The sequence below is a fragment of the Kitasatospora sp. NPDC004289 genome, assembly GCF_053602875.1.
On the sequence record NZ_JBSGEL010000073.1, the window covers coordinates 1 to 25,588 of the forward strand.

The 25,588-nt window shown below is 72.0% G+C and carries 22 protein-coding genes and 1 pseudogene; 12 read left to right on the plus strand and 11 right to left on the minus strand.

From position 1 onward, the window contains the following. The first annotated feature begins 266 nt into the window (after positions 1-266). Together ACWEPF_RS32990 and ACWEPF_RS32995 are read left to right on the plus strand one after the other, a co-directional pair. On the plus strand, positions 267-1,490 hold the full coding sequence (locus tag ACWEPF_RS32990) for a cation:proton antiporter (RefSeq protein ID WP_345284787.1): 1,224 nt from the start codon (positions 267-269) through the stop codon (positions 1,488-1,490). Positions 1,491-1,564: 74 nt separating this feature from the next. Beyond that, positions 1,565-1,735, plus strand: coding sequence for a hypothetical protein (locus ACWEPF_RS32995; RefSeq protein ID WP_452175477.1), 171 nt, complete (start codon positions 1,565-1,567; stop codon positions 1,733-1,735). Positions 1,736-2,015: 280 nt separating this feature from the next. Here ACWEPF_RS32995 and ACWEPF_RS33000 read toward each other — a convergent pair whose 3' ends face one another. Continuing rightward, entirely contained in the window at positions 2,016-3,713 is a 1,698-nt protein-coding gene (locus tag ACWEPF_RS33000; protein ID WP_452175478.1) for a regulator, read from the minus strand. Positions 3,714-4,010: 297 nt separating this feature from the next. Here ACWEPF_RS33000 and ACWEPF_RS33005 point away from each other — a divergent pair, with 297 nt between their 5' ends. The 7 genes from ACWEPF_RS33005 (at position 4,011) to ACWEPF_RS33035 (ending at position 11,401) form a co-directional block, all read left to right on the plus strand. After that, complete coding sequence (locus ACWEPF_RS33005) at positions 4,011-4,772, plus strand: 3-hydroxybutyrate dehydrogenase (protein ID WP_345284793.1); 762 nt, start codon at positions 4,011-4,013, stop codon at positions 4,770-4,772. A 40-nt stretch (positions 4,773-4,812) separates the two neighbouring features. Then, positions 4,813-6,168, plus strand: coding sequence for an MFS transporter (locus ACWEPF_RS33010; RefSeq protein WP_345284795.1), 1,356 nt, complete (start codon positions 4,813-4,815; stop codon positions 6,166-6,168). Between the two features lie 69 nt (positions 6,169-6,237). Then, complete coding sequence (locus ACWEPF_RS33015) at positions 6,238-8,160, plus strand: helix-turn-helix domain-containing protein (RefSeq protein ID WP_452175479.1); 1,923 nt, start codon at positions 6,238-6,240, stop codon at positions 8,158-8,160. Positions 8,161-8,380: 220 nt separating this feature from the next. Then, a complete protein-coding gene (gene lipB, locus ACWEPF_RS33020) occupies positions 8,381-9,151 on the plus strand; it encodes a lipoyl(octanoyl) transferase LipB (protein ID WP_380150215.1) in 771 nt (256 codons plus the stop codon). Positions 9,152-9,295: 144 nt separating this feature from the next. Continuing rightward, complete coding sequence (gene lipA / locus ACWEPF_RS33025; RefSeq protein ID WP_345284799.1) at positions 9,296-10,249, plus strand: lipoyl synthase; 954 nt, start codon at positions 9,296-9,298, stop codon at positions 10,247-10,249. A 151-nt stretch (positions 10,250-10,400) separates the two neighbouring features. Continuing rightward, on the plus strand, positions 10,401-10,592 hold the full coding sequence (locus ACWEPF_RS33030; protein ID WP_345284801.1) for a hypothetical protein: 192 nt from the start codon (positions 10,401-10,403) through the stop codon (positions 10,590-10,592). A 119-nt stretch (positions 10,593-10,711) separates the two neighbouring features. After that, positions 10,712-11,401: a DUF4191 domain-containing protein gene (locus ACWEPF_RS33035; protein ID WP_345284803.1), complete on the plus strand. Its 690-nt coding sequence runs from the start codon at positions 10,712-10,714 to the stop codon at positions 11,399-11,401. Positions 11,402-11,475: 74 nt separating this feature from the next. Here ACWEPF_RS33035 and ACWEPF_RS33040 read toward each other — a convergent pair whose 3' ends face one another. After that, the gene (locus tag ACWEPF_RS33040; protein ID WP_345284805.1) at positions 11,476-11,943 is read right to left on the minus strand and encodes an RDD family protein; all 468 of its coding nucleotides are present in this window, start codon (positions 11,941-11,943) and stop codon (positions 11,476-11,478) included. A gap of 260 nt (positions 11,944-12,203) precedes the next feature. Between ACWEPF_RS33040 and glnA the strand changes: the two genes are divergently transcribed. Then, a complete protein-coding gene (glnA, locus tag ACWEPF_RS33045) occupies positions 12,204-13,616 on the plus strand; it encodes a type I glutamate--ammonia ligase (RefSeq protein WP_345284807.1) in 1,413 nt (470 codons plus the stop codon). 610 nt (positions 13,617-14,226) lie between these two features. Here glnA and ACWEPF_RS33050 read toward each other — a convergent pair. From ACWEPF_RS33050 to ACWEPF_RS33090, 9 genes and pseudogenes are all read right to left on the minus strand, one after another. Next, positions 14,227-14,370 (minus strand): annotated as a pseudogene (locus tag ACWEPF_RS33050) (flavoprotein); the annotation flags it as partial. 103 nt (positions 14,371-14,473) lie between these two features. Further along, positions 14,474-15,505 (minus strand): hypothetical protein, encoded by a 1,032-nt coding sequence (locus tag ACWEPF_RS33055; protein WP_452175480.1) that lies wholly within the window; start codon positions 15,503-15,505, stop codon positions 14,474-14,476. 24 nt (positions 15,506-15,529) lie between these two features. Then, on the minus strand, positions 15,530-17,260 hold the full coding sequence (locus ACWEPF_RS33060) for a DNA/RNA non-specific endonuclease (protein ID WP_452175481.1): 1,731 nt from the start codon (positions 17,258-17,260) through the stop codon (positions 15,530-15,532). Between the two features lie 62 nt (positions 17,261-17,322). Beyond that, positions 17,323-17,991 carry a sensor domain-containing protein gene (locus ACWEPF_RS33065; protein ID WP_452175482.1) on the minus strand — a complete coding sequence of 223 codons (669 nt, stop codon included), beginning with the start codon at positions 17,989-17,991 and terminating at the stop codon, positions 17,323-17,325. A gap of 280 nt (positions 17,992-18,271) precedes the next feature. After that, positions 18,272-18,505 (minus strand): hypothetical protein, encoded by a 234-nt coding sequence (locus ACWEPF_RS33070; protein ID WP_452175483.1) that lies wholly within the window; start codon positions 18,503-18,505, stop codon positions 18,272-18,274. A 51-nt stretch (positions 18,506-18,556) separates the two neighbouring features. Then, positions 18,557-18,721 (minus strand): hypothetical protein, encoded by a 165-nt coding sequence (locus ACWEPF_RS33075; protein ID WP_452175484.1) that lies wholly within the window; start codon positions 18,719-18,721, stop codon positions 18,557-18,559. A 38-nt stretch (positions 18,722-18,759) separates the two neighbouring features. Then, entirely contained in the window at positions 18,760-20,391 is a 1,632-nt protein-coding gene (locus tag ACWEPF_RS33080) for a DUF4189 domain-containing protein (RefSeq protein WP_452175485.1), read from the minus strand. Further along, a complete protein-coding gene (locus ACWEPF_RS33085; RefSeq protein WP_452175486.1) occupies positions 20,388-21,245 on the minus strand; it encodes a protein phosphatase 2C domain-containing protein in 858 nt (285 codons plus the stop codon). Before ACWEPF_RS33085 ends, ACWEPF_RS33080 begins: the two co-directional genes overlap by 4 nt. 110 nt (positions 21,246-21,355) lie before the next feature. Further along, the gene (locus ACWEPF_RS33090; RefSeq protein ID WP_452175487.1) at positions 21,356-22,039 is read right to left on the minus strand and encodes a vWA domain-containing protein; all 684 of its coding nucleotides are present in this window, start codon (positions 22,037-22,039) and stop codon (positions 21,356-21,358) included. Positions 22,040-22,258: 219 nt separating this feature from the next. On the opposite strand from ACWEPF_RS33090, the gene ACWEPF_RS33095 reads away from it, so the two are divergent. After that, on the plus strand, positions 22,259-24,607 hold the full coding sequence (locus tag ACWEPF_RS33095) for a helix-turn-helix domain-containing protein (protein ID WP_452175488.1): 2,349 nt from the start codon (positions 22,259-22,261) through the stop codon (positions 24,605-24,607). Next, a complete protein-coding gene (locus tag ACWEPF_RS33100) occupies positions 24,604-25,575 on the plus strand; it encodes a DUF6801 domain-containing protein (protein ID WP_452175489.1) in 972 nt (323 codons plus the stop codon). The genes ACWEPF_RS33095 and ACWEPF_RS33100 overlap by 4 nt, the downstream gene beginning before the upstream one ends. Positions 25,576-25,588: the final 13 nt, after the last annotated feature.

Sequence of the window (25,588 nt, forward strand, 5' to 3'; positions counted from 1 at the left end):
GACGGCGGTCAAGTTGCAGGCGAGCCGCCTTCCGACCCGCGCAGTTCCTCGCGCCCCCGGGCCTCCCGGCCCGGCAGGGCAGCGCCCCGCAGGGGCGCGGGGAACGGCGCGCGGGGGGACAGCAGCACGGGCAACTGGCTGACGGCGGTCAAGTTGCAGGCGAGCCGCCTTCCGACTCGCGCAGTTCCTCGCGCCCCCGGCCTCACCTCTTTTCGCCGGGGGTCGTGCCAGGATGACGATATGACGCAGAGTCGGGCATATCGCCCATGACGGCCGAGGACGCCGATGCCGTCGCGCTGGTCCTGATCCCGGCCTGTGCCGTCGCCGCGCCGCTGCTGGCGGACCGCCTCCAACGGTGGCTCGCCGTCCCGACCGTGGTGTTCGAGATCGTGCTCGGCGTGCTGATCGGCCCGGACGTGCTGCACTGGGCCGACGTCGGCGACCTGGTGGACGCGCTGTCGCAGTTCGGCCTGGCGATGCTGATGTTCCTCGCCGGCTACGAGATCGACTTCGCGCGGCTGCGCGGCGGGCCGCTCAAGCGGGCGGTCGCCGCCTGGCTGGTCACCGTCGTGCTGGCGCTCGGCTTCGGGGCGCTGATCAACCCGAGCCCGCTGAACGGCGCGTTCGCCGGCCTCGCGCTGACCACCACCGCGCTCGGCACCATCCTGCCGATCCTGCGCGACTCTGGGGTGCTGCCGACGCCGTTCGGGTCGATGACGATGGCCACCGGGGCGGTCGGCGAGTTCGGCCCGATCGTGGCCATCGCGGTGCTGCTGAGCGGCAACACGCCCGCCAAGTCGGCGGTCATCCTCGGCGCGTTCGCCCTGATCACGGTCGCGGCGGTGGGCTACGCGCGCCGTCCGCGCCCGGACTGGGCGACCCGGCTGATCCGGCGGACCATGCGGACCTCGGGGCAGTTCGCGATCCGGCTGGTGATGCTGGTGCTGGCCACGATGGTGGGGGCGGCGATCTGGCTGAGCCTGGACATGCTGCTGGGCGCGTTCACCGCCGGGATCGTCTCCAGGCTGCTGCTCTCCGAAGTGGCGGAGGCCGAGGAGGAGGTGATCGAGGCCAAGCTGGAGAGCATCGGATTCGGCTTCCTGGTGCCGGTCTTCTTCGTGGTGAGCGGGATGAACTTCGACCTGAAGGCCCTCCTCGACGACCCGGGGACCCTCCTGCTGGTGCCGCTCTTCCTGCTCCTGCTGCTGGTGTTGCGCGGAGTGCCGGCCGCCCTGCTGGCCCCGCCGGAGCTGGGCCGGCGGGACAGGGCCGCGCTCGGGCTGTTCGGGGCCACGGCGCTGCCGCTGGTCGTGGTGATCACCACCATCGAGGTGGACGACGGGCGGCTGCCCTCGTCCACGGCGGCGGCGCTGGTGGGGGCCGGGATGCTCTCGGTGCTGCTCTTCCCGCTGCTGGCGCAGCGGCTGCGCGGACAGGGCACGCCGCCCCCGCCGGAGGGAGCTCCCCGGGTGCGGGCCGAGAGCTGGTGAGGTGCGCGGCCGGAGGTGACGGAGTGTCGGTCACCACCGGGCGGCGCCCCGGCGCGCGGGCCTACCGTCTATGCATGGCAACCGACGGCCTGGCGATCCTCGCCTCCCCCAGCACCGAGGCGGTGCCGCCCGTCGTCGTGATCCCGCCCGCTCCGCCCGCGCACCCGATACCAGTGGTCCCGCTCTGGCACGCGGCACCGGACCGGCTCCTCCGCGAGACCGGCCGCCCGCGCGACCCGGCCTGACGTCCAGCGCCACCCAGCGCCACCCGGCCCGACCGCACGGCACCGAACCGCACCGGCACCGGCACCGGCACCGGCACCGGCACCGAGCCGGCACCACCGCGAGGCAGCACAGCACCGACCCGTCCGCACGGGCGCACCCCTCCCTTCCCCCGGCCCCACCGACCACGGCGAGACCGACAGGACTCCCCCACGCCGGTCAGGCTCGCCCTTCCCATCCCGCAGGCCCCGGCCCTCCCCCGGCCGGGGCCTGCGGCGTGCGGGGCCCGTACCTGACGGCCGGTCAGATCACCCCCGCCTGGCGGGCGGCCTCGTCGAAGGCGCGGGCGGCCTGGCCGGCCCGGTACGGGGTGAGGCGGCGGTGGAAGTCGCGGAGGTACTCCACCGTGCGGGCGGAGCGCATCTCGCCGGCCGCGCGGAGCGCCTCGGTGGCCAGGCCGCAGGCCTCGTCCACCTCGCCGAGGCCGAGGCGCGAGCTCGCGAGGACCAGGCGGCAGAGGATGCGGCTGCGGGCGAAGGCCGGGGTGCGCAGCCTCAGGGACTTCTCGGCGTGCTGCGCGGCGGGCCGCCACTGCTGGAGGTCGCGGTAGCAGTGGGCGAACTCGTCGGCCAGCTGGGCCTCGTCGAAGTACCGCGCCCAGGAGGGGAGTTCGTCGCTGGGGCGGGCGATGCCCAGGGCCCGTTCGCAGCGCACCAGGGCGGTGGTGCAGGCCCGGACGTCGCCGAGCAGGGCGTGGCCGCGGGCCTCGGCGGCGTGCATCAGGGCCTGGACGGTGGGCGCGGCGGCGGTGCCGACGCCCTGCTGGGCGACGCGCGCCAGCTGGATCGCCTCCCGGCCGTGGCCGAGGTGGACGGCCTGCTGGCTCATGGTGGTGAGCACGTAGCCGCCGAGCACGCGGTCCCCCGCGGCCTGGGAGAGCCGTAGCGCCTGGACGAAGTAGCGCTGGGCCAGGCCGTGGGCGGCGATGTCGAAGGAGGTCCAGCCGGCCAGCCTGGTCAGGTCGGCGACGGCGCCGAACAGCGCGCGGCCGATCTGCTCGCCGTACCGGCCGCGCAGCATCGGCTCGGCCTCGCTCTCCAGGTAGCGCACCAGGGCCTGCCGGGCGTGGCCGCCGCCGTAGGCGTGGTCGAGGGCGCGGAAGAGGTCCCCGACGGCGCGGATGGCGGCGATGTCGCCCCGGCCGACCCGCAGCGTCGGACGCTGCTCGCGGGCCTCCTGCTCACCGAGCGGCGGCAGGCCGCCGCGGCTCTGGGCGGGGACCCGGCCGGGCACCCGGGGGACGGCCACGCCCCGGGCGGGCGGCACCACGCCGCGCGCACCGGCCTGCGGTCCACCGGGCAGCGACGGACGGGCCGCTGACGGTGCGTCGGGCAGGCCGGGCACCGAGCCGTCGCGGGCCACCCGTTCGTCGGTGCGGCCGATCAGCCAGTCCCGGCTGGGCACCACCAGGCCGGCCGGGGTGAAGGCGATCCGGCGCAGCTCGGACTGCAGGCCGGTGTCCTTGCGCCACATGGAGGCGACGATGTCGACCGCCTCCTGCGGCGATTCGGCGAACTCCAGCCCGGCGTAGACCGGGGCGCAGGCGTCCAGGCCGATGTCCTGGGCGGTGAGCCGGCGGCCCAGGCGGCGGGTGAAGACCTCGGCGATCAGCGCGGGGGTGGCGCCGCGCGGCTGCTGCCCGCGCAGCCAGCGGGTCACGGAGGTCTTGTCGTAGCGGAGGTCCAGGCCGTGCTCCAGGCCGAGTTGGTCGACCCGGCGGGCCAGCCCGGCGTGCGAGAAGCCGGCCTCCTCGATCAGTGCGGCGAGACGTGGGTTCTGGGTCCGGTCCCCTGAGGTGGTGTCAGCGGCGCGGGCCCGGTCCCCGGGCAGCGCCTCGGCCCCGGCGGCCCGCTCGTGCGGATCGTCGAGGTGCGGGTCGTGCGGATCGTGCGGGTCGAGCTGTCCGTACGCCGGGCTGTCGGTTGCAGGCCGTTGGGGCATATCTGTCTCACCTCTCGAGCGCCCCACCAGCCCCCACCTGTCTGGAGGTGCGCCCCCTGTCGGGAATCGGCGCGAATGTAGCGAGCATTTCGCCGCTATGGGTGGATCTGGGCGGGCAATCCTCCGAACGGGTGATGCAATGGCGCCCGTTGTAGGGAAGGTGCGTCGGTGGGTGTTTGGCTTGGACCGAGCCTGTCGCCGAATGGACCACCTGGTTTCGTCCACCACGGCTCCGCGCCACCCTGTGTGGTCCCGGCACATATGAGCGAGGGCCGCCACTTCCTACCGTTCTCGGCCATGGACACCTCTTCAGCCCGGCCGCTGGACGGCCGTACGGCACTGGTCACCGGCGCCGCCTCGGGCATCGGCCGGGCCTGCGCCGAGGCCCTGGCGGCGGCCGGCGCCCGGGTCTACGTCGTCGACCTGGCCGCGGCCCCGGCCGAGGAGCTCGCCGCCCGGATCGGCGGCGTCCCGGTGGTCGCCGACCTGGGCGACCCGGCGGCCGCCGACGCGCTGCCGGACGACGCCGACATCGTCGTCAACAACGCGGGCCTCCAGCACGTCGCGCCGGTGCACGAGTTCCCGCCGGACCGCTTCGCCCTGATCCAGCGGGTGATGGTGGAGGCGCCGTTCCGCATCCTGCGCCGGACCCTGCCGCACATGTACGAGCAGGGGTGGGGACGGGTGGTCAACATCTCCTCGGTGCACGGCCTGCGCGCCAGCCCCTTCAAGTCCGCCTACGTGACGGCCAAGCACGGCCTGGAGGGCCTGAGCAAGACCGTCGCCCTGGAGGGCGCCCCGTACGGCGTCACCAGCAACTGCATCAACCCGGCCTACGTCCGCACCGCCCTGGTGGAGAAGCAGATCGCCGCCCAGGCGCTGGCCCACGGCATCCACGAGGACGAGGTGGTGGAGCAGATCATGCTCGAACGCACCGCCGTCAAGCGCCTGATCGAGCCCGACGAGGTGGCCCAGCTCGCCGTCTGGCTGTGCTCCCCGACCGCCTCCTACATCACCGGGGCCTCCCTCCCGGTGGACGGCGGCTGGACCGCACACTGATCCCCCCTGCAACTCCCCTCCCCCCAAGAAGTGGTGACGCATGCCCAGTTCTCCCGACGCCGCGAGAACCTCCGGCGCCTCCCTCAAGAAGGTCGTCGGCGCGAGCCTGATAGGTACCACCATCGAGTGGTACGACTACTTCCTGTACGGCACCGCCGCCGCGCTGGTCTTCAACAAGGTCTTCTTCCCGAACAGCGACCCACTGACCGGCACCCTGCTCTCCTTCCTCACCTACGCCATCGGCTTCGCCGCCCGCCCGATCGGCGCGCTGGTCTTCGGCCACTTCGGGGACCGGATCGGCCGCAAGAAGCTGCTGGTGCTGAGCCTGCTGCTGATGGGCGGCTCCACCACCCTGATCGGCGTGCTGCCGACGTACCACCAGATCGGCGTGGCCGCACCGCTGCTGCTGACCGCGCTGCGGCTGGTGCAGGGCTTCGCGCTCGGCGGCGAGTGGGGCGGCGCGGTGCTACTGGTCTCCGAGCACGGGGACGCGAAGCGGCGCGGCTTCTGGGCCTCCTGGCCGCAGGGCGGCGCCCCGGCGGGCAACCTGCTGGCGGCCGGCGTGCTCTCGCTGATGACCGCGGTGCTGTCGGACGAGGCCTTCGTGTCCTGGGGCTGGCGGGTGCCGTTCCTGCTCTCCGCGCTGCTGGTGATGGTCGGCCTGTGGATCCGGCTGGCGGTGGACGAGTCCCCGCTGTTCCAGCAGGCGCTGGCCGCGGCCGCGGCGCGCGAGGCGCAGGCGCCCGAGCAGCCGCCGCTGGTCGCGGTGCTGCGCCACCACTGGCGCGAGGTGCTCACCGCGGTGGGCGCGCGGATGGCGGAGAACATCTCCTACTACGTGATGACCACCTTCGTGCTGGCCTACGCGGTGGGCCACGTGCACCTGCCCAAGCAGACCGCGCTCAACGCGGTGCTGATCGCCTCGGCCGTCCAGTTCGCGCTGATCCCGCTCTTCGGAGCGCTCTCCGACCGGGTCGGCCGCAAGCCGGTCTACCTGGTCGGCGCGGTCGGGGTCGGCGTCTGGGCCTTCGTCTTCTTCGGACTGGTGGACACCAAGAGCTTCGGCTCGCTGCTGCTCGCGGTCACCGTCGGGCTGGTCTTCCACTCGGCGATGTACGCCCCGCAGGCGGCCTTCTTCTCCGAGCTGTTCGCCACCCGGATGCGGTACTCCGGCGCCTCCATCGGCGCCCAGTTCGCCTCGGTGGCGGCCGGCGCCCCCGCGCCGCTGATCGCCACCGCCCTGCTCAAGGACTACGGCAGCTCCACCCCGATCTCGGTCTACGTGGCGATCGCCGCCGTGATCACCGTGGTCGCCGTCCTCTGCGCCCGCGAGACCCGCGGCCGCGACCTCGCCGAGGTGGGCGCCGACGAGGCCCCCGCCCTGGCCAAGGTCTGATCGTTCGTCACGCGGCGGCCGGTACCAGTGCGGTACCGGCCGCTGCGCACCCGGCAGAGAACTGGCACGATGGCCCGCACCATGGACGACCCGCCCCTCCCCAGCAGCGCCGCCGCCCTGCGGCGGCTGCTCGACCTGCTCGCCTCCGGCGCCGCCACCGAGGACTTCGGCGAGGTGCTCGCCGAGGCGCGCCGCCGGGGCGCCCCGGCGGCGGTGCTGGCCGAGATCGACGACGCCACCTGGCTGGCCCTGCGGGTGCACCGGACGCTGCGTCAGCACCGGCGCCGGGAGGCCGAACTGACGGCGCTCTTCGACACCGCCGGGGACCTGGCCGCCTCCCGGGACCTGGACTCCGTCCTGCAGGCCATCGTCCGCCGGGCCCGGATGCTGCTCGGCACCGACACCGCCTACCTGACCCTGCCGGACCGGGCCGCCGGGGACACCTACATGCGGGTCACCGACGGCTCCGTCTCCGCGCTCTTCCAGAACCTGCGGCTCAGCCTCGGCGACGGCCTCGGCGGCCTGGTCGCGCAGTCCGCCCGCCCGTACGCCACCCCGGACTACCGGACCGACGAGCGCTTCCACCACACCGGCACCATCGACGCGGGCGTGCTGGACGAGGGCCTGGTCGCCATCATCGGCGTGCCGCTGCTGCTCGGCGGCCAGGTGATCGGCGTGCTGTTCGCCGCCGACCGCTCGGCCCGGGCCTTCTCCCCCGACGAGGTGGCCCTGCTCTGCACCCTGGCCGCGCACGCCGCCATCGCCCTGGACACCGCCAACTCCCTGGCCGAGACCCGGGCCGCACTGGCCGAACTGAACACCGCCAACGCCGTCATCCAGGCCCACTCCGAGGCCGTCCAGCGCGCCGAACGGGCCCACGACCGCCTCACCGACCTGGTGCTGCGCGGCGCGGAGGTCCCCGACGTGGCCGCCGCGGTGGCGGCCCTGCTCGGCGGCGAGGTGGGCGTGTACGACGCCGAGGGGCTCGTACTGTCCGGGCGCGCGCCGGGGCCTGACGGACTGTCGGAGCTCGCCGCCGCCTCGCGCGCCGAGGGGCGCGCCGTCCGGCACGGCGACGCCTGGATCTGCGCGGTGCTGGCCGGCCAGGAGCCCCTCGGCGCCATCGTGCTGCTCGGCCGGCCGGGGCTGGACGACGCCGACCGCCGCCTGTTCGAACGGGCCGGGGTGGTCACCGCCCTGCTGCTGCTCCTGCGCCGCTCGGTGGCCGAGGCCGAGAACCGGGTCCGCGGCGAACTGGTCGCCGACCTGCTCACCGCCCCCGGCCGCGACCCGGCGGGCCTGGTCGCCCGCGGCCGACGCCTGGGCGTCGACCTGAACCGCCCGCACCTGGTGCTGGTCGCCGCCGCCCCGCCCGCCGCCCCGCCCGCCGAACGGGCCCGGCTCGCCGGAGCCGCCGCCCGCTACCTGTTCGGCGCCCGCGGCCTCAGCGCGGAGCACGGCGAGGCCGTGGTGCTGCTGCTCCCCGACGAAGGGTCACCGAGCGCGGGCGAGGCCGCCGCCCAGGCCGCCGAACGCCTGGCCCGGCTCACCGGCACGCCGGTGACGGTCGGCGCCGGACGGGTCGCCACCGGGCCGGTCGAACTGGCCGCCGCGTACGGGGAGGGGCTGCGCTGCGTCCGAGCCCTGCGGGTGCTCGGGCGGGACGGGGACGGCGCCTCCGCCGCCGACCTCGGCTTCCTGGGCGTCCTGCTCGGCGACGGGCACGACGTGGCCGCCTTCGTCCGGGCCACCCTCGGGCCGCTGCTCGACTACGACGCCCGGCGCGGCACGGAGCTGGTCCGCACCCTGCGCTCGTACTTCGACTGCGGCGGCAGCCTCACCCGCGCCAAGGACGAGCTCCACGTCCACGTCAACACCGTCGTCCAACGCCTCGACCGCGTCGAGGTCCTGCTCGGCCCGGACTGGAACCACCCGGAACGGTCGCTGGAGCTCCAACTCGCCCTCCGCCTGCAGCTTCTCGCAACGCCATAAGTGGTCACGCCGGGGGCGCGAGGAACTGCGCGCGGGGGAACGGCAGCACGGGCAACTGGCTCGACTGCCCCGACCTGGCCCTGGTCCGCCTTCCGTACTCGCGCAGTTCCCCGCGCCCCTGGTGCCCTCCGGGCACCACGAGCCGGCGGCGTACAGTGGCGTGGTCGGTTTTGACGCCTGGCAAGGAGCAGCGGTGAGCGAGCACGTACGGTTCGTGCACATGGGCATAGGCGAGCGCTCGGTCCCCTACGAGGAAGCCTGGGCCGAGCAGCAGCGGCTCCACGAGCTCCGCGTCGCCGACGAGATCCCCGACACCGTGCTGCTGCTGGAGCACCAGCCGGTGTACACCGCCGGCAAGCGCACCAACCCCGAGGACTACCCCCTGGACGGCACCCCCGTGGTGCAGGTCAACCGGGGCGGCGAGATCACCTGGCACGGCCCGGGCCAGCTGGTCGGCTACCCGATCGTGAAGCTGCCGGACCCGATCGACGTGGTCGCGTACGTGCGCCGCCTCGAGGAGGCGCTGATCCGCGCCTGCGGCGAGGTCGGCATCGCCACCACCCGGATCGAGGGCCGCAGCGGCGTCTGGAAGCTCGGCGCCGAGATCCCCGGCGCGGTGGTGGACCCGTCCGAGGTGGTCGAGATCGGCAAGCTGACCCTGCGGATGGGCCTGCCGCTCGGCATCGACCCGCGCCTGGCGGGCCCCGAGTACGCGCCCTCCAACGCGGGCCAGCGCGGCGACGACCGCAAGCTGGCGGCGATCGGCGTCCGGGTCGCCCGGGGCGTCACGATGCACGGCTTCGCGCTCAACTGCGACCCCGACATGACATGGTTCGACCGGATCGTGCCCTGCGGGATCCGGGACGCCGGGGTCGGTTCGATCAGTTCCGAACTGGGCCGCGACTTCGGCGTCGCCGCAGCCCTGCCGGTGGTGGAGCGGCACCTGCGCGAGGTGCTGGCCGAGCTGCCGGAGCCCGCCCTGGCCCGCTGAGGCCCCCGGCACCCCGCCCCGCGCGGGAATGCCACCCGCCCGTCACGCGCTGTCGCCCCTGCGAATACAGGGCACGCGCCCGGTGAAACCCGCACAAGCACAGGCGTACCCTAGGGGTACCCCGTCTAGTTCTAGGAGTCGCACGTGTCCGCTGTCGCGCCCGACGGCAGGAAGCTCCTCCGCCTGGAGGTCCGCAACAGCGAGACCCCCATCGAGCGGAAGCCCGAGTGGATCAAGACCCGAGCCAAGATGGGGCCCGAGTACAACGCCCTCCAGTCGCTGGTGAAGAAGGAGGGGCTGCACACGGTCTGCCAGGAGGCCGGCTGCCCCAACATCTTCGAGTGCTGGGAGGACCGCGAGGCCACCTTCCTCATCGGCGGTGACCAGTGCACCCGCCGCTGCGACTTCTGCCAGATCGACACCGGCAAGCCCGCCGACTTCGACCGGGACGAGCCGCGCCGGGTCGCCGAGTCCATCGTCACGATGGACCTCAACTACGCCACCATCACCGGCGTCGCCCGCGACGACCTGGAGGACGGCGGCGCCTGGCTGTACGCCGAGACCGTCCGCCAGGTGCACGCGATGACCGCCGGCCGCGAGGCCGGCCGCACCGGCGTCGAGCTGCTCATCCCGGACTTCAACGCCGTGCCCGAGCAGCTGGCCGAGGTCTTCTCCTCCCGCCCCGAGGTGCTCGCGCACAACGTCGAGACGGTGCCCCGGATCTTCAAGCGGATCCGCCCCGCCTTCCGCTACGAGCGCTCGCTGGACGTCATCACCCAGGCCCGCGCGGCCGGGCTGGTCACCAAGTCCAACCTCATCCTGGGCATGGGCGAGACCCGCGAGGAGGTCAGCCAGGCGCTGGCCGACCTGGTCGGGGCCGGCTGCGAGCTGATCACCATCACCCAGTACCTGCGCCCCTCGGTGCGGCACCACCCCGTCGAGCGCTGGGTCAAGCCGCAGGAGTTCGTCGAGCTCCAGGAGGAGGCCGAGGAGCTGGGCTTCGCCGGCGTCATGTCGGGCCCGCTGGTTCGCTCCTCGTACCGCGCCGGGCGGCTGTACCGGCAGGCGCTGGAGCACCGCGAGCGCGCGGCGGTCTGATCGGACGTACGGCGGGAGGCCGGGGCGAACGCCCCGGCCTCCCGGCCGTTCCGGAGCACCGCGGACCGTTCAGGTCCGTTCCTGCGGGCTTTTCATCGGGCTTTGACCGTTCGGTCACCGCCCGGCAACACAGGAGGGGGACCCTGACAGCATGCAGAAGAAGACCGGAGTCCTGGTTTACGCACTGCGCCGCACCGAGCGTGCCCTGCTGGCCGGCGGCCAGCTGAGGGCCCGCCGCAACGCCTGGTCGGCGGTCGTGGAGAACCGGCAGCACGCCGCGGACCGCGCCGAGGTGGCCGGGCTCTTCCCGGCCGAGGCCGACGGACAGCGCCGCCACGCCTGACCTGCGCGGTCGCCGGACGGCCGGCGGACGGCCGGCGGGCACCCGTCGGGGGCGCGTCCGGGTTGCAGTTTGGGGGCGCCCTTGGATATCCCGTGCTCCCGCCACGTACCATGAGCGGTATGGCGAGGCAAACATCCGAAACCCCTGGGCGGCTCAAGCAGATCCGCCAGGCGTACACCATGACCAAGAAGGTCGACACCAAGATCGGCCTGATCATCGCGGCCGTCGGTCTGCTCACCTTCGGCGTGTTCCTCGCCATCGGCTTTGCGATCGACCACCCGATCTACCTGGGCATCCTCGGCTTCATCGTGGCCTTCCTGGCCATGGCGATCGTCTTCGGGCGACGCGCCGAGCGGGCCGCCTTCGGCCAGATGGAGGGTCAGCCGGGCGCCGTCGCGGCCGTGCTGAACAACATCCGCCGCGGCTGGAGCGCCAACCCGACCCCGGTCGCGGTCACCCGCAACCAGGACGCCGTCTACCGCGCGATCGGCCGCCCCGGCATCGCGCTGATCGGCGAGGGCAACCCGAACCGGGTGCGTGCCCTGCTGGCCGCCGAGAAGAAGAAGATGGCCCGCGTGGTCGGCGACATCCCGGTGCACGACATCGTGGTGGGCAACGGCGAGGGCGAGGTGCCGCTGAAGAAGCTCCAGGTGCACCTGATGCGCCTGCCGCGCTCCATCACCCCGGGCCAGGTCACCGAGACCAACGACCGCCTGCGCGCGCTGGGCGACCTGCTCTCCAAGGCTCCGATCCCCAAGGGCCCGATGCCCAAGGGCGCACGGATGCCCAAGGGCGGCCAGGTCCGCTGACCGCTCCCCCACCAACGCCACGGCCCCGCCGCGAGACTCTCGCGGCGGGGCCGTTCACTTGCTCCGGCGTCCGGTCAGATCCGCACCTCGACGGTGCGCACGGCCTTGTCGTGCAGCCCTCGGGTGTCGCGGTCCCAGACCACCGCCGGGATCACCAGGACGAGCAGCAGGGTGCGCAGCAGCACCTGCGGGATGCTCGCCCGCCCGCCGTCCAGCCGGACCACCCGCAGGCCGAACAGCCGCTTGCCGACCGTCGTCCCGGTGGTGGAGAGCAGGAGCACGGCGACGGCGTAGTAGAGCGGGGTGGTCCACATGTTGGCCGACCCCGGGGCGCCCTGGGCGATCAGCCCGAAGGAGACCAGGCTGCACAGCCAGCCGTCCACGAACAGCGCGCCGATCCGCCGGCCCGGGCCAGCCAGCGAGCCGGGGCCCTCCTTGGGCAGCCCGAGGCGCTCACCCCGGTACCCGAAGTCGGCGCCCATCTTCTCGGCGGCGGCCTTCGGTCCGTCGATCCACGATCCCAACGCTTCTCTGGTGTCCACGAATCCACACTATCCGGGCAGTCCCGGCGATCTTCGGGCCCCTCCCCCCGAGCGGGTGAATCGCTCTCGGCGGCCTTCGCCGAGTGGTCTGGACCACTTGTCGGACACCTGCCGTCCACGGGTGCTGATTTGCCCGGAACCGTACGCCTTTGACTCCCCCTTGAGCAGCCCGGTTAACATCTAGGAAACGAAAGGGTCACCAGCCGGAAACGGCCGATTCCTAGGGTTGACCCCTAAAACGCGCTCGCTGAGGAGGATGGATGTTCAACAACGCCGCCGAGGTCAAGCAGTACATCGCGGACAACGACATCAAGTTCGTCGACGTGAGGTTCTGCGACCTGCCGGGCGTCATGCAGCACTTCTCCGTGCCAGCGGCGACCTTCGACCCGTCCGAGACCCTGATGTTCGACGGCTCGTCGATCCGCGGCTTCCAGGCCATCCACGAGTCCGACATGGCGCTCGTCCCCGACCTGGCCACCGCCCGGCTGGACCCGTTCCGCAAGGACAAGCACCTCAACATCAACTTCTTCATCCAGGACCCGATCACCGGCGAGGCCTACAGCCGCGACCCGCGCAACGTCGCCCGCAAGGCCGAGGCCTACCTGGCCTCCTCCGGCATCGCCGACACCGCCTACTTCGGGCCCGAGGCCGAGTTCTACGTCTTCGACTCGGTCCGCTTCGAGACCAGCGCGAACGCCTCGTACTACCACATCGACTCCGAGGCCGGCGCCTGGAACTCCGGCTCCGAGACCGGCGACGTGCGCGGCTACAAGGTCAAGTACAAGGGCGGCTACTTCCCCACCCCGCCGGTCGACCACTTCGCCGACCTGCGCGCCGAGATGTCGCTCGAACTCGCCGCCGCCGGGCTGGAGGTGGAGCGCCAGCACCACGAGGTGGGGACCGCCGGCCAGGCCGAGATCAACTACAAGTTCAACACCCTGCTGCACTCCGCCGACGACCTGATGCTGTTCAAGTACATCATCAAGAACGTGGCCTGGCGGAACGGCAAGACCGCCACCTTCATGCCCAAGCCGATCTTCGGCGACAACGGCTCCGGCATGCACGTCCACCAGTCCCTGTGGAGCGACGGCTCCCCGCTCTTCTACGACGAGCAGGGCTACGCGGGCCTCTCCGACACCGCCCGCTACTACATCGGCGGCATCCTCAAGCACGCCGCCTCGCTGCTCGCCTTCACCAACCCCTCGGTGAACTCCTACCACCGCCTGGTCCCCGGCTTCGAGGCCCCGGTCAACCTGGTCTACTCCCAGCGCAACCGCTCCGCCGCGATCCGCATCCCGATCACCGGCTCCAACGCCAAGGCCAAGCGCATCGAGTTCCGCGCCCCCGACCCGGCCTCCAACCCGTACCTGGCCTTCGCCGCCATGCTGATGGCCGGCCTCGACGGCATCAAGAACAAGATCGAGCCCCTCGAGCCCGTCGACAAGGACCTCTACGAGCTGGCCCCCGACGAGCACGCCTCCGTCCCCCAGGTCCCCAACTCCCTCGGCGCCGTCCTCGACGCCCTGGAGGCCGACCACGAGTACCTGCTCGCGGGCGGCGTCTTCACCCCGGACCTGATCGAGACCTGGATCGACTACAAGCGCACCCACGAGATCGCCCCGATCGCGCTGCGCCCGCACCCGCACGAGTTCGAGCTCTACTACGACCTGTAGGACCCCCTCTGACCTGCGGAAACGCAGGTTGACTTCTCATCGTTTCCGCAGGTCAGGCAGGTTCCTGACCTGCGGAAACGTCTGAGAAGGGGTTGGCTGCAGCACCTCTGGGCCTCGCGGTGTGAAATGAGTGTGAAATGAGCACGGGCAGATCGAACCCGCGATGATCACCCACTGCCCTTGCCAGCACTGGTCAGCACGCCATCTCGCTACCTTCAGTAATCATCTTTCGTGGCTGCCGACTCAACGGGTTCGATCTCTTACCCGCACTGCCACACCCCCGCAGGCGAAGCGTCACCCGTGCTCGCCAAGCAGCAGAGCCTGCCGTCGTCGCCGCCCTCGGGCCGCTCCGGTCTGGCAGGAGGCCGAGGGGGATCCCGGCCGACGCGGAGGTCAACACCGCCGCCGAGAACATTCCGGCGGTCGGCTGGGGTGAACCACCCAGTGGACCCGGGTAATGCCAGACAGGAGCACGGGAAACGCGCAATAGAGCACGCCCCAGCCGGTGGTCTGGGCCCTGTGTAGGACGGGCAGCCGCCACCCTCGGACGAGCTCGAGCGGCCTGCCGCAGGAACGCCGAAGGCGATGAGCTGAGGTGCAGCGGGAGCTCAGCAGCAACCACCGTCCTGCTCCTGATGACACCGGGGATCGGGGCGCGGCCGTAGGACTTCATGCCGACAAGATGAACGTCCTCAGGGCGAGAGAGCTCATTCGCGCCGTGCGGGTAGACGGTGCCGCAGGAGTGCTGCTGGGGGGGCGAGCGCGACGGGGCTGGTCGGGGCAGTGGCCCAGGGGGCGAGAGTAGTGCCCTCGCCGACCGAGGTGCAGACCTCGGCGCTGGGGACAGGAAGGTCGGGTCACTGTACCGATGCGGTGTGCGGGTGCTGCGGCGCCAGCGGGCAGGCGTAGATCTGCAGGTTGTACCCGTCTCCGATGGTGACCATGGTCGGTGTCGGTGAGGGGGCCGGGCCGCCGGAGTGGGAGTCCCGGCCCTCGACGGGGGTCCAGCTGCGGACGTTCTCGTTCCACTCCGTTGTGGCGACGGTCAGCATCGGCTCCATCTCGCTGCCGCAGGCACGGCAGTGCCGAGGGGCGGGATCGGTGAAGCTCCAGGGTGCCCATCCGCCGGCCTTCCAGCCGGGGGCGACGGACAGCTCCCGGTCGTAGTACTCCTCCTCCGCGCCGTCGTAGGTCGATCCCGGTGCCGCACCGTTCTTCTGCACGGCGCTCCAGGTCCGGATCAGGGCCCGCAATCCAGGGTCGAGTTCCGCCGACAGGGGATACTCGGTGACCCGTTCGGGAGCGAGTACGCACGGCTGCGGCAGGTAGCCCTCGTACTGGAGCGCAGATGGCCACGGGGGCGCGGCGAGGATGTCGCCGACAGCGGCCTCAGCGCGCCAGAACAGCTCGGTCCTGGGCATGTTCTGTCCGGGGTGGTCGAAGGGGCACCACAGGACCTGGAGCAGGTTCGCGTCCCCGGGCGGGCGCAGGACGGCGATGTCGCGGAGATACAGCTGGGCCACGGCCAGCATCGCGACGGGCCCTTCGGGCCCCGGGTGGCCGGCGCTGATCCGGGTCATCGCGGCGCTCTCCCGAGGGGTGTAGCCACGTTCGTCCGGCGGCCGGTTCGCGACGGCTGCCTGGATGGCCCGTTGCAGCCGGACGTCCTCGGGGGACGTCGCCGGCAGCACGTCGTGCACCAGGTGCGTGCCGCCGCAGTGCGGCCAGGGTTCGGCTGCGGGCCACAGCAGGGGCCCTCCCACCGAGCTCTCCTCGGGCAATGGCGAGCCGGGACTCGGGTGCAACCGAACCGCGGTGCGGGCCAGCGGGGCCAACGTGGGGAAGACCCCCGCGATGGACTCCGGCCGCTTGGGGGTGGTGCGCAGCATGTGGACCTCCGGTCGATGAAAGGGTCAGTTGCCCAGGTTCGGTCCGGTGCCGTAGGGGGTGTTCTCCAGTTCGATGTAGAAGAGGGGCCATGAGGCGCCGTTGGGCTGTTCGACCCGGGCGGTCAAGGTGACGGAGGTGGGGATGGTGCTGTCGTCATGGAGGTAACGGGGTGTCACCTGGTAGTAGACGGCAGACCCGCTCCCCCGGCCCAGGGTGCTGACCGTCGTCTGGACACGGTTCTCGTACGTCACCATGCTGATGCCCTTGGTGTTGAGGCCCTGCTGGTAGCACGGGACGAGGTTGTTCCAGTCCCCCTGGTTGCTCCCCCGTCCGCCGAGCTGTCTGGCGATCAGGTGGCAGCGGGCGAGCGTACCGTAGGCGGACTGGAGCTTCGCGTCCTCCCAACCAGCGATGTCGCCCTTTGCCTCAGTCCCTTTGACCAGCTCCTGCGTTAGGCAGGCTTCCGCCTTCTCAGCCCTGAAGGGCGCGCTCGTGACCGTGGAGGGAACGGTCGCGGTCTTGTTGCGGTTGCGCACCGGCTTGTCGGTGTTGAGAATCCATCCGTCGCCGCTCGGCCGGCCCCTGGGGGTGGTCAGGCAGTTGGCTCTGCCCGGCGGGGGCGAGGGCGTATGGGCGGGGCTCGGTGCGGCTTCGACGGTTGACTCCTGCAGCGTCGTGATTTCGTCGATGGCCCGCGCTTCACCGTCTTGATGGGCGACGAGCCCTCCGGAGCCGAAGACATCCGGGGCCGGAGCCGGGGCCGGGGTGGTGGCCTGCGCCTGCACTCGTAGCGCCGTGTAGTGGCCGTTGGGTTTGCGGACCAGCCCGTCGTAGCTGACTGAAGGGCTGCCGAGGGTGGCCGCCTGCGCGGGGGTGAGACGCCGGATGGCGTCGGGCGTCAGGTACGCCGTGCCGGGTCGGGTGTCGACGGTGGTCCCGTGCTGCTTCGCGTACTGTGCCAGTGCGGCGGCCCGGGGCTGGCGGTAGGGGCTGTCGCCGGTGTCCTCGTCCTGGCCGGTGAGCTGGTTGCCGACTTGCGGGGCCGGTGCGGGCGCGTCACCGCCCTGGTCCATGGCGGCTGCCGGGTTCGACGGAACGGAGGCGAAGCTCTGGATCGTCTGCGCCATCTGCGCGAGCAGTTGCTGGCCTCGGGACTGGAGCTGCTGTTCCTTCGCCTTGAGGTCTGCTGCCTTCTTGTCGTTGGCTTTGGAGGCGGCGTCAAGCTGGGAGGACCTGGCGTCCACCTGGGACGCCTCCTGCCGGATCTGGTTCTGCTCGCCCCGGATCTTGTCCTCGACGGCGTTCTCCTGATTCCGCTTGGACTCCAGCTGGTTCGCTTCGGCGTTGTAGGCAGCGACCGCGCCCGCGCCCTGGACCGTGCCCTGCTTGGCGTTGTGGGCGGCGATCTCACCGTCCACGGCCTTCGCGCGCGCGTTGTGGGCGCTGATCTCCTGGCTCACCACGTCGACCCTGGCGTTGAGCGCCGCCTTGCTCTCGCGGATGGCGGCGGCTTCCTTGGTGATCCGCTCCGCCTCGGCAACCACGTCCTTCCCCTGCTGGGCAAGCTGCGCCGCCTGCCGGTTCGCATCCTCGGCCTCGGCCAGGAGGGCCGCCAGGGCGGCCTCGAAGCCCCGGGGCGCCACCAGTGGAGCGGGGGCGAGCGTGCCCGCCTGGGCCGTGACCGCCGCGGCTTCGGTCGGCGCGATCGTCTGGACCCCCACGGCGGCGATCTGCGCCAGGAGTGCCGTCAGCACGAGGTGCAGGATACGGGGCAGCGTCCGCCGGCGGCGCGCGGACGGCCTGCGCGAGGGCGCGGTCATCCGGTCACCTTGCCGGTGAGCTCGTCGGCGATCACGGAGACGGTGGGCTCACCGTCACCGGCCTGGCAGACGGATGCCTGTATCAGGCTGGTGCCCTTTACCCGGGCCTGGTGGTAGCAGGCCCAGTTCGCGGTATCGCCCTGCGTCGCGGTCCACGCCACGGCGACCTCGGTGGCGGGGTGCGCCGCGTAGGTCCATTTCGAGGTACGTCCGGCCCGGTCGGTGAGGGTCGAGGACGGGCACTTGGTGAGGCCATCGGTGAGGGTGCGGAATGCCGCGGCTGCCTTCTCGCTGTCAGGGAACACGCCGGTCACCTGGTTGACGGTGTAGCTGCCCGAGCCAGCGGCGTCCTGGTAGGTCGCCGATAGGAACGCCTTCCACGCCTGCCCGTAGACCGACTGCGTCGTCGGCCCGGCAGCAACAGCGCATTCCGACGGGGTTACGGAGAGCGGGGGATGGGGCCGGTTCGACTGGGGCCCGGCCACCACCATCGTTGCGGCCAGTTTGCTGACCCCGTCGGCGCTGAGCATGTTCGCCTGGACGGTCCCCTCGGTGATGTGCGGAGGACGGCTTGTCAGCTGTTCCGGCCAGAGCCACCACCCGGTGCCAGCCAGCAGGAGGCAGGGCACCACCGCAGCCACCAGCAGCCGCCAGTGGCGCAGCACCCCGGCTCCTCGATGTGCTGCACTCGCCCCGGGCGGCGTCACCGGTGCTGTCGGCGGCTGCGTGCCCGTCCTGGCAGTCGGTTGCGGGGGCACGGACGGCGCCGCGCCGGGCGGTGTGGCGGGCGCCGGCCCGCCCGGTGCCGCCCCGCCGCTGCCGAGTTGGGGCGGCACCGCGCGTGGCGTCTGCTGCCAGGTGGGTGGTGCCGGTGCGGCCGGGTCTTGGTTCCAGTAGTGCTTCGTCATGAGGACCTCTTGGTCGCGGTGTTGGGGTCAGCGCCGTTCATCGGTTGCACGAGGCGGCGAGGACGAACAGCAGGAACAGCACGGCGAGGATGCCGAGGCAGCTGAGGCAGCCACCACCTTCCGGGTCCTTGGTGTTGGCCTCGACGATTCCGCCGGGGTGCAGGCCGGGGTGGCGGTCGGTGTAGTGCGCGATCTGTTCCCGCTCGCCCTGGGACTCGGTGCCCCAGGAGGTCTTGAAGCCGCACTCGCCGCACCGGTAGCGGTATGCCATGTCGGATCCTTGAGATGTGTGGGATGGCGGATCGGTCGCCGCGCGGCGGGGTCAGCGCCGGCGGACGGTGTAGCCGCGGTCGGGGAACTCGTTGGAGCGCCAGTAGGTGGAGGCGTCCTGGCCGCAGAGCGCGGGGTAGTTCGGCGTGCTGGTGCGTCCCGTGACGTAAGCGTTGGGCCAGCTGTCGCATGCGTATGGTGCTGCGGTGGACAGCAAGGGCTAGCGAGACGGGCTCTTGGCCAGAGAACATGGGCTCACTGCGCCCGCTGCCGCGTGGTGCACACATAGGTGATCCAGTGGCCGCCACCAGCTCGTGCGATGGCGTTGTCCTCCGCCTTCACCTCTGTGGCACCGGACCCGCCCCAGTACATGTTGGTCTGCGGGTTGTACGCGACTGCGCCGCAGCTGTTGACAAAGCGCGCGAGGATCGTGCAGTCGGAGCGAGGACATTCCTTCAGCGCCCTCTGGTCGGCGGCGGCTTGGGAACTGAAGTCCCAGGATCTGCCGTTGCTGCCGTCATGCGACACGGCTATGGCCCCGTAGTAGTACGTCGGAGGAGGCGGGGGTGGAGGCGGGGGCGGGGGCGGGGGTGGTGGAGGAGGCGGTGGGGGTAGGGGCGAGGGCACCCGTGTGGTCGGGATCGCGGTCGTCGGTTCGGGGAGAGGTGGATCGGTCGTGGGATCCGAAGCGCGCGTCCAAGTGTCGGACGGGACGACCACTGGGGAGAGCGCCGTCTGACCGCTGTCGGCGGTTGTGGCGGCGTCCGGCTGTGAGGTGTGCTGGCTGTTGGAGATCACCAGTAGCAGGACAAGGGCTGCGGCGAGTGTGCCGACGACCTTCGCGGCTTTTGCCGCGGCGGTGCGGGGCGGCTTCTGTGGCCCGGTGATGGTGGGTGGCCAACCGGCGCTGCCCTGCTGGCCGGGGGGTCGCCTGGTCTGCCGTGGATTCTTCGGTGCGGTACTGGTGGACGCGCCAACTGCGGCTTTCGGCCCGCCGCCGGGTTTCAACCTGCCGGACGCCGCTGCCAGTTGCTCGGCCCATGCGGCGGGCGTTGGCCGGGCGGCCGGGTCGGGGCCGAGCGAGTCACGGGCCAGGTCGCCGAGGGCCGGGTCGATCGCCGCCAGCGCGGCCGGGTTGGTCGTGCCCTGGTTGCGGGCGAAGAGGCGGACGGCGAGCAGGGCGAGCTTGTAGGTGTCACTGTGCCGTGTTGCCCGCTCCTCGCCCGCGGGGACGTGCCAGTCCGGGGTCTCGGCCTGCGGCAGCACCGTCGCACCGTCGAGGCGGGCCGCGTCGCAGTCGATGAGGAAGCACTCGGGCTGCGGTACGAGGGTGAAGAGCAGGTTCTTCGGCGAGAGGTCGCCGACGGCGACGCCGAAGCGGTGCAGGCGGTGGAGGGTGGTCGCGAGGTCGGCGAGCAGCAGGAGCCGGTCCCGGTCGGTGACGGTCAGTCCGATCCCGGCCACATAGGCGTCCTCGTTGAGGAGGTACTCAAGGGTGGCGAGCCGGGGAGGGCCCTGCTTACCGGCCGCCAGGGTCCGGAGCGTGAAGCGGAAGCGGTCGGGGACGGCTCGCATCAGGAACCCGCAGGTCTGTCCGCCGCGCTGGACCGTGGCGGCCGGCCAGGCGGTCTTCTCGCACAGCCACAGCCCCTGTTCGCCGGTCAGCCGCCCGGGCAGCGCGACGGTGGCGGCCAGCGCGGCGGCGTCCACCTGCGGCAGCACCGCGGGGGCGTACTCCTTGTAAACGACCTCCCAACCGCCGTCAACCGCCGCTTCGTTGATGCGCTTGTTACGCACCTGATGGACCGATCCCTGGCCGCCGCGACCGAGTTCCGCGCCCAGGGTCAGCGTGGCGAACTCGAGTGGGGTGGCCGGCGGCACGTTCACCTTGGCCCCTCGGCGCGAGGCCAGATCGCCAGCAGGGTGCGGTCGTCGTCGAAGGTCTCCCGGCTGAAATCCAGCACGTGGCCGAGCCACAACGGCGGCGGTGGCGAAGCGAGTTGGTGGGCGAACAGCTCCCCGACCTGGCCGTCGCCCTCGCCGAGCGGGTCGCCGAATCCGTCCGTGCCGACCAGCAGCGTCCACGGCTCGGCCAACCGTCCAACGGCAGTCTCCAGTTGCTCGGGGACCATGGGAAGCGGGGACACCTCGTTGCTGACCAGTGGCGCGCCCGGTGCGGCCTTGCCGCCGAACAATGGGTGGTAGCCGCCGCTGTCCCGTTCGAGGAGCCACGCCCCGGAGTCGCCGATCCGGAAGAGTTCGGTTTCCAGGGCTTCGCCCGTGACACGGACCACTCCTGCCACGAGGGTGGTCGCGTACAGCCGGGTCACCTCGGCCAGCTGCGGTGCGGGGACGCCGAGCCGCCACTGCGCCAGTTCTCGTAGCCGCTGCGCGGCGTGGGCCGCGACGTCGGCGCCGTCGAGCCGGTCCGGGTCCCGGTCGAGTAGGTGCAGGATGCGTTCGACGGCGGCCCGGCACGCCTCGACGGCGCCCTGGTGGGACTCGGCGGCGCTGGATACGCCGTCGGCGACCGCGAAGACGATGCTGCCGGTGGTCTCGTGCACGGCGGCGCGCGCCGCGTCCTGGCGCGGCTGACGGTAGTAGCGGTGCTTGGCGCCGCGGACGGAGGCGAAGCGCAGGGTGAGCCGGTCGGTGGACCAGCCCTCGCACTCGCTGTCGGGGAAGTCGAAGGCGTACTGGCTGGGCGCCCGGGCCTCGAACTCCAGGCCCGGCACGTCCACGGTGATCCGCTGCCACGGTGCCGGGTCCGGCCCGGCAGCCGTGGGTGGCCCGGCGGGCCTCGGGGGTGCAGGCGGCGGCGCGGGGTCCGGGTCGCCCCGACGGGCGGACGTCACCGGCCGACCTCGTCGATGGCCATGGTGAACTGGTCGGGCCGGTTCACCACCAGTTGCGGGTTGGCCGAGTTCAGGGCGTGTCCGGAGGCCACCAGGCTCACGGTGAGCGAGTGGAAGAACTCCGAGATCGCCCGGCCGACGTCGGTTCCGGGCTTGGCGAGGAAGGCGAACTCGGGGCGGGTCGCGACATCGACCATGGTCTGCGCCCGGGCGTCGCCGAGACCGCAGGCGATGATGTTCGGCGCGGTCGGCGTACGGTCCCGGTCGGTCAGCTCGGCGTGCGGCGCGTGCCAGGACGAGCCGTCGGTGGGCTGGCCGTCGCTGAGCAGGAAGACCACCGGGCGGTGCACCCGGTAGCCCTCGCCGCGCAGCCACTTCACGTCGCCGGGGATCCGCTGCAGCAGGTCCTCGAAGACTGCCCGGTAGTTGGTCACCCCGCGGATCACCAGCCGGGGCACCGTGGTTTCGGTGCGCATGTCGGCCACCGCGAGCCGGACCTGGACGTCGTCGGAGAAACCCAGCACGGCCAGCCGGAGCTTGGCCGCGACCATCGGCTCCGCCCGCAGCCCCTCGCACAGCGACGCCACCCCGTCTTCCAGCTCACGCTGGTACGGCGCCATCGAGCCCGACTCGTCGGCCACCACGTAGGCCGGCAGCAGGACACCCTTCGTCTCCGCCATCGCCAACACCACCTCCCATAAGCTCACGCAACGGGTGTCGCGGACAGGCGGGCCCGGGCCACGCAACGGGGTGCGCCGGGCGTCTCGGAACCGGTTGTCCACACCGCCGATGCTGACGTCGCGTCAGGCAAACGCACAGGTCACAACACCGGTCATAGATGACCGGTCGTCACCGGTAGGCTCCCCTCTGTATTCGAATCCTCGGGGGAAGGGTGGGGCGTGACGGAGACGCTCGGCGCACTGATACGCCGGTTACGGAAACAGGCCGGTCTGACCCAGTTCCAGCTCGCCGAACGGGCAGAGCTCGGCGAGAGCACCGTTCGCCGAGTCGAGACCGACCGCCCCTTCGACCACCGGCTCGGCACCATCAACCGCATCGCCGACGCGCTCGGCGCTGGCCCCGAGGACCGGCGCCGCCTGAGCACCCTCAGTGGGGGCACCGGGTCGGCTGCGACTGCACCGGAAGCCCCAGCGCTCTCATCGGAGCCGCCACCGCCCCGGGACCACGGCCCGCTCGCCGATGCCGCCGAGGATCTGGCCCGCGAGAGCCGGCAGCGCTGGCGCCGTGAGGAGGCCCAGCACCGGGTGCACCACCCCTTCGCCCTGCCGGTGCGCTGGCAGCGGGTGCCGTCGGGGGTGGCCGACCAGTCGGCCAACGCCCACCTGCTGGCCCCTGGTGAAGCCCGTGCCGAACCGGACCTCAGCGGCGACCTGCGGCGGGTCGCCGAGATCTACCGACGCATACCCTCCGGTCGGCTGGTGGTCCTCGGCCGGGCCGGGTCGGGAAAGTCCATCCTGGCGGTACGGTTCGCCCTCGACCTACTGGATGCCCGCACCCGCAACGAACGGGTGCCGGTGATCTTCAGCCTCGGAGCTTGGGACCCGACCACCGTGGCCCTGCGCGACTGGCTGATCGCCCGGCTGCTGCGCGACTACCCGTACCTGGCCCGGCCGGTCGCCAGTGGCAAGACATTGGCCTCTGACCTACTCGACGACGACCTCGTCCTCCCCGTCCTGGACGGGTTCGACGAACTCGCCGAAGACCTGCGCGCACCGGCCCTCGAAGCCCTCAACCTCTCCCTGACGCCACTCGTCCTCACCAGTCGGCACGCCGAGTTCACCGCTGCCGTCCAGAAGGCGCACGCCCCACTGGCCGCTGCCGTCGTCCTGGAACTGCGCGACCTCGACCTCGACGACCTGCGCGGCTACCTGCCCCGGACCGACCCGGCCTTCCCCAGGCCCGCGGACACCGACGCGCCGGGCGCGACCTGGGAGGCCGTCCTCGACCCCACCCGGACAGCGGAGCGCGCCGGCCGCGCCAACCTCGCCGCTGCGCTCCGCACCCCGCTGATGGTCGCCCTCGCCCGCACCATGTACAGCGACCACCCCGAACGGCGACCGGGTGAACTCCTGGACACCGACCGCTTCCCCGACCCCGAGGCGATCGAGAGGCACCTGCTGGCCGGGTTCATCCCCGCCGCCTACCGTCCCCGTCCCACCGAACGGCTCGACACCACCCACCACCGGCTCGGATCGTGGGACGCGGAACGAGCCGAGCGCTGGCTCGGCCACCTCGCCGACCACCTGACCCGACTCGGCCGCGAACAGCAAGACCTCACCTGGTGGGAGATCGGCACCAGCCTGGGCCGTACCCCGCGAGCCCTGATCATCGCCTTCCTGGCCGGCCTCGCATTCGGCGTCACCACGGCGGTCGGCAACGTACCGGTCGACCTGGTCGCCACCTCGCACGGCCTTCGATTCGCCGTTGTCCGCGGCCTCGTGGTCGGCCTCTTGCACGGCTCAGTCGCCGGGGCATTGTTCGGCCTCGTGTACTGGCACGCCTGCGCCCGCGCCACCCTCAGACCCTCCCCCGTCCGGCTGCGGCTCAGCGTCGGCACCCGCCGCACCCGCCGCACCGCGCTCACCCGGTTCCTGATCGGCCTGGGCTGCGGAGCGGCTGGCATGACGCTGCTGATCCTGGTCGACGAAGGGCTGGTCGCCCCGCTCGGCCTCGCCGACGGCCAGGGCGCCGGCCTCACGGCCGGGCTGCTGTTCGTTCCGCCGATCGCCCTCGCGACCGGGCTAGTCTTCGGCCTGATCGCCCTGTTCGAGGCACCGGTCCGCACCGAATCCGTCGTCAGCCCAGCCGACCTGCTGCACATCGAGCGCCGCAACGTCGTCTTCCACCTGCTCACCTGGGCGCTCGTCATCGGCCTCAGCGTCGGCCTGCTCAACGGCATCGTGTACGGGCCGCTGCGCGGCTTCGAGGTTGGCCTCGTGTTCGGGCTGGAGGCCGCGTTCGGCGCCGGGCTCAGCTACGGACTGAGCCTGACCGCCTGGGGCCAGTGGGTGGCACTGGCCCGCATCTGGCTACCGCTCACCGGCCAACTGCCCTGGGCGCCGATCACCTTCCTGGACGACGCCCACCAGCGAGGCGTGCTCCGCCAGGTCGGCGCGGTCTACCAGTTCCGCCACGCCTGGATCCAAAGTCACCTGAGCCGCAACCACCAGCAGCGCCACGGCAGCGAACAGAGCCGGCGCAACCACTCGACGGTAGGAGCACGATGAGCACCGAGTCCTGTACGCACCGCCCGAGCAGGCGCGCCCGACGCGCGGCAATTGCCGCCGCTGCTTTCGTCGGCACCCTCACCACTGCCACCGTCCCTGCAGCAGCCCAGCCAGCCACCTCCAGCCTCCGCTACACCTGTGTCTTCCCGACCATTGGCGGACAGGCCATCACCGCCAGGATCTCGGCGGACATCCCAGCCACCCTGCCGGTCGGCGAGTCCAGCCCGGCCTTCGCCATCCACGCGGCCGCCACCGTCGAGGCCTCCTTTACCCTCGGCCTGCGCTACGTCCTCGGGGTACGCACCATCGAAGGCTCGATAGACACCGAGACCCGCGTCCTCGCCCCGCAGGGCGAGACAGCCGTCCCCGTCCACCTCGCCATCACCCGCACTGCCGTCCCCGCCTCCGGCGCCTTCGACATCCCCGCCACCGGCAACGCTCCCCGAATCTCCTTCACCCACCCCGGCACCGGGCGCGTGACCGTCGGCAACTTCACTCTCCACCTCGTTCCCAAGGACGCCGACGGCAACCTGGCCGGGCCCGGCCGGACAGACGTCCCCTGCACCCTGCAGGCAGGCCAGGACAACACCGTCGCCCACTTCGACGTCACCCCCGCCAAAGCCTCTCCCACCCCGTTACCCACCGCCCCGCCGTCGGCCCTGCCCCGGCCCTCCGCAAGCTCCGCCACCACCCCTGCCCCGACTTCCGCAAGCTCTGCCACCACCGCACCGGGAACCGACGCCTCCGCCGTTGCAAGCACCGTGTCCGCCAGCGCCACCCCATCAACTACTCCACCGTCAACGTTCGCCCTCACCTCAACCGACGCCCCGCAGGCGCCAACCACCCACCCCCAGGGCGCCAGCCTGGTAGCCACCGGGATCGCCGCAGCCATCGCTGCCGCCCTTGCCACTCTCGCCATCCTCCACCGGCGATTCAAAGCAGCGCTGCACCGTGGCAGGTCAGGGTAGTCAACCAATGCAG

Coding starts and splice junctions, on each gene's coding strand:
- ACWEPF_RS32990 (WP_345284787.1), top strand. CDS start 267: ATGACGGCCGAGGACGCCGATGCCGTCGCGCTGGTCCTGATCCCGGCC.
- ACWEPF_RS32995 (WP_452175477.1), top strand. CDS start 1,565: ATGGCAACCGACGGCCTGGCGATCCTCGCCTCCCCCAGCACCGAGGCG.
- ACWEPF_RS33000 (WP_452175478.1), bottom strand. CDS start 3,713: ATGCCCCAACGGCCTGCAACCGACAGCCCGGCGTACGGACAGCTCGAC.
- ACWEPF_RS33005 (WP_345284793.1), top strand. CDS start 4,011: ATGGACACCTCTTCAGCCCGGCCGCTGGACGGCCGTACGGCACTGGTC.
- ACWEPF_RS33010 (WP_345284795.1), top strand. CDS start 4,813: ATGCCCAGTTCTCCCGACGCCGCGAGAACCTCCGGCGCCTCCCTCAAG.
- ACWEPF_RS33015 (WP_452175479.1), top strand. CDS start 6,238: ATGGCCCGCACCATGGACGACCCGCCCCTCCCCAGCAGCGCCGCCGCC.
- lipB (WP_380150215.1), top strand. CDS start 8,381: ATGGGCATAGGCGAGCGCTCGGTCCCCTACGAGGAAGCCTGGGCCGAG.
- ACWEPF_RS33030 (WP_345284801.1), top strand. CDS start 10,401: ATGCAGAAGAAGACCGGAGTCCTGGTTTACGCACTGCGCCGCACCGAG.
- ACWEPF_RS33035 (WP_345284803.1), top strand. CDS start 10,712: ATGGCGAGGCAAACATCCGAAACCCCTGGGCGGCTCAAGCAGATCCGC.
- glnA (WP_345284807.1), top strand. CDS start 12,204: ATGTTCAACAACGCCGCCGAGGTCAAGCAGTACATCGCGGACAACGAC.
- ACWEPF_RS33055 (WP_452175480.1), bottom strand. CDS start 15,505: ATGCTGCGCACCACCCCCAAGCGGCCGGAGTCCATCGCGGGGGTCTTC.
- ACWEPF_RS33070 (WP_452175483.1), bottom strand. CDS start 18,505: ATGGCATACCGCTACCGGTGCGGCGAGTGCGGCTTCAAGACCTCCTGG.
- ACWEPF_RS33090 (WP_452175487.1), bottom strand. CDS start 22,039: ATGGCGGAGACGAAGGGTGTCCTGCTGCCGGCCTACGTGGTGGCCGAC.
- ACWEPF_RS33100 (WP_452175489.1), top strand. CDS start 24,604: ATGAGCACCGAGTCCTGTACGCACCGCCCGAGCAGGCGCGCCCGACGC.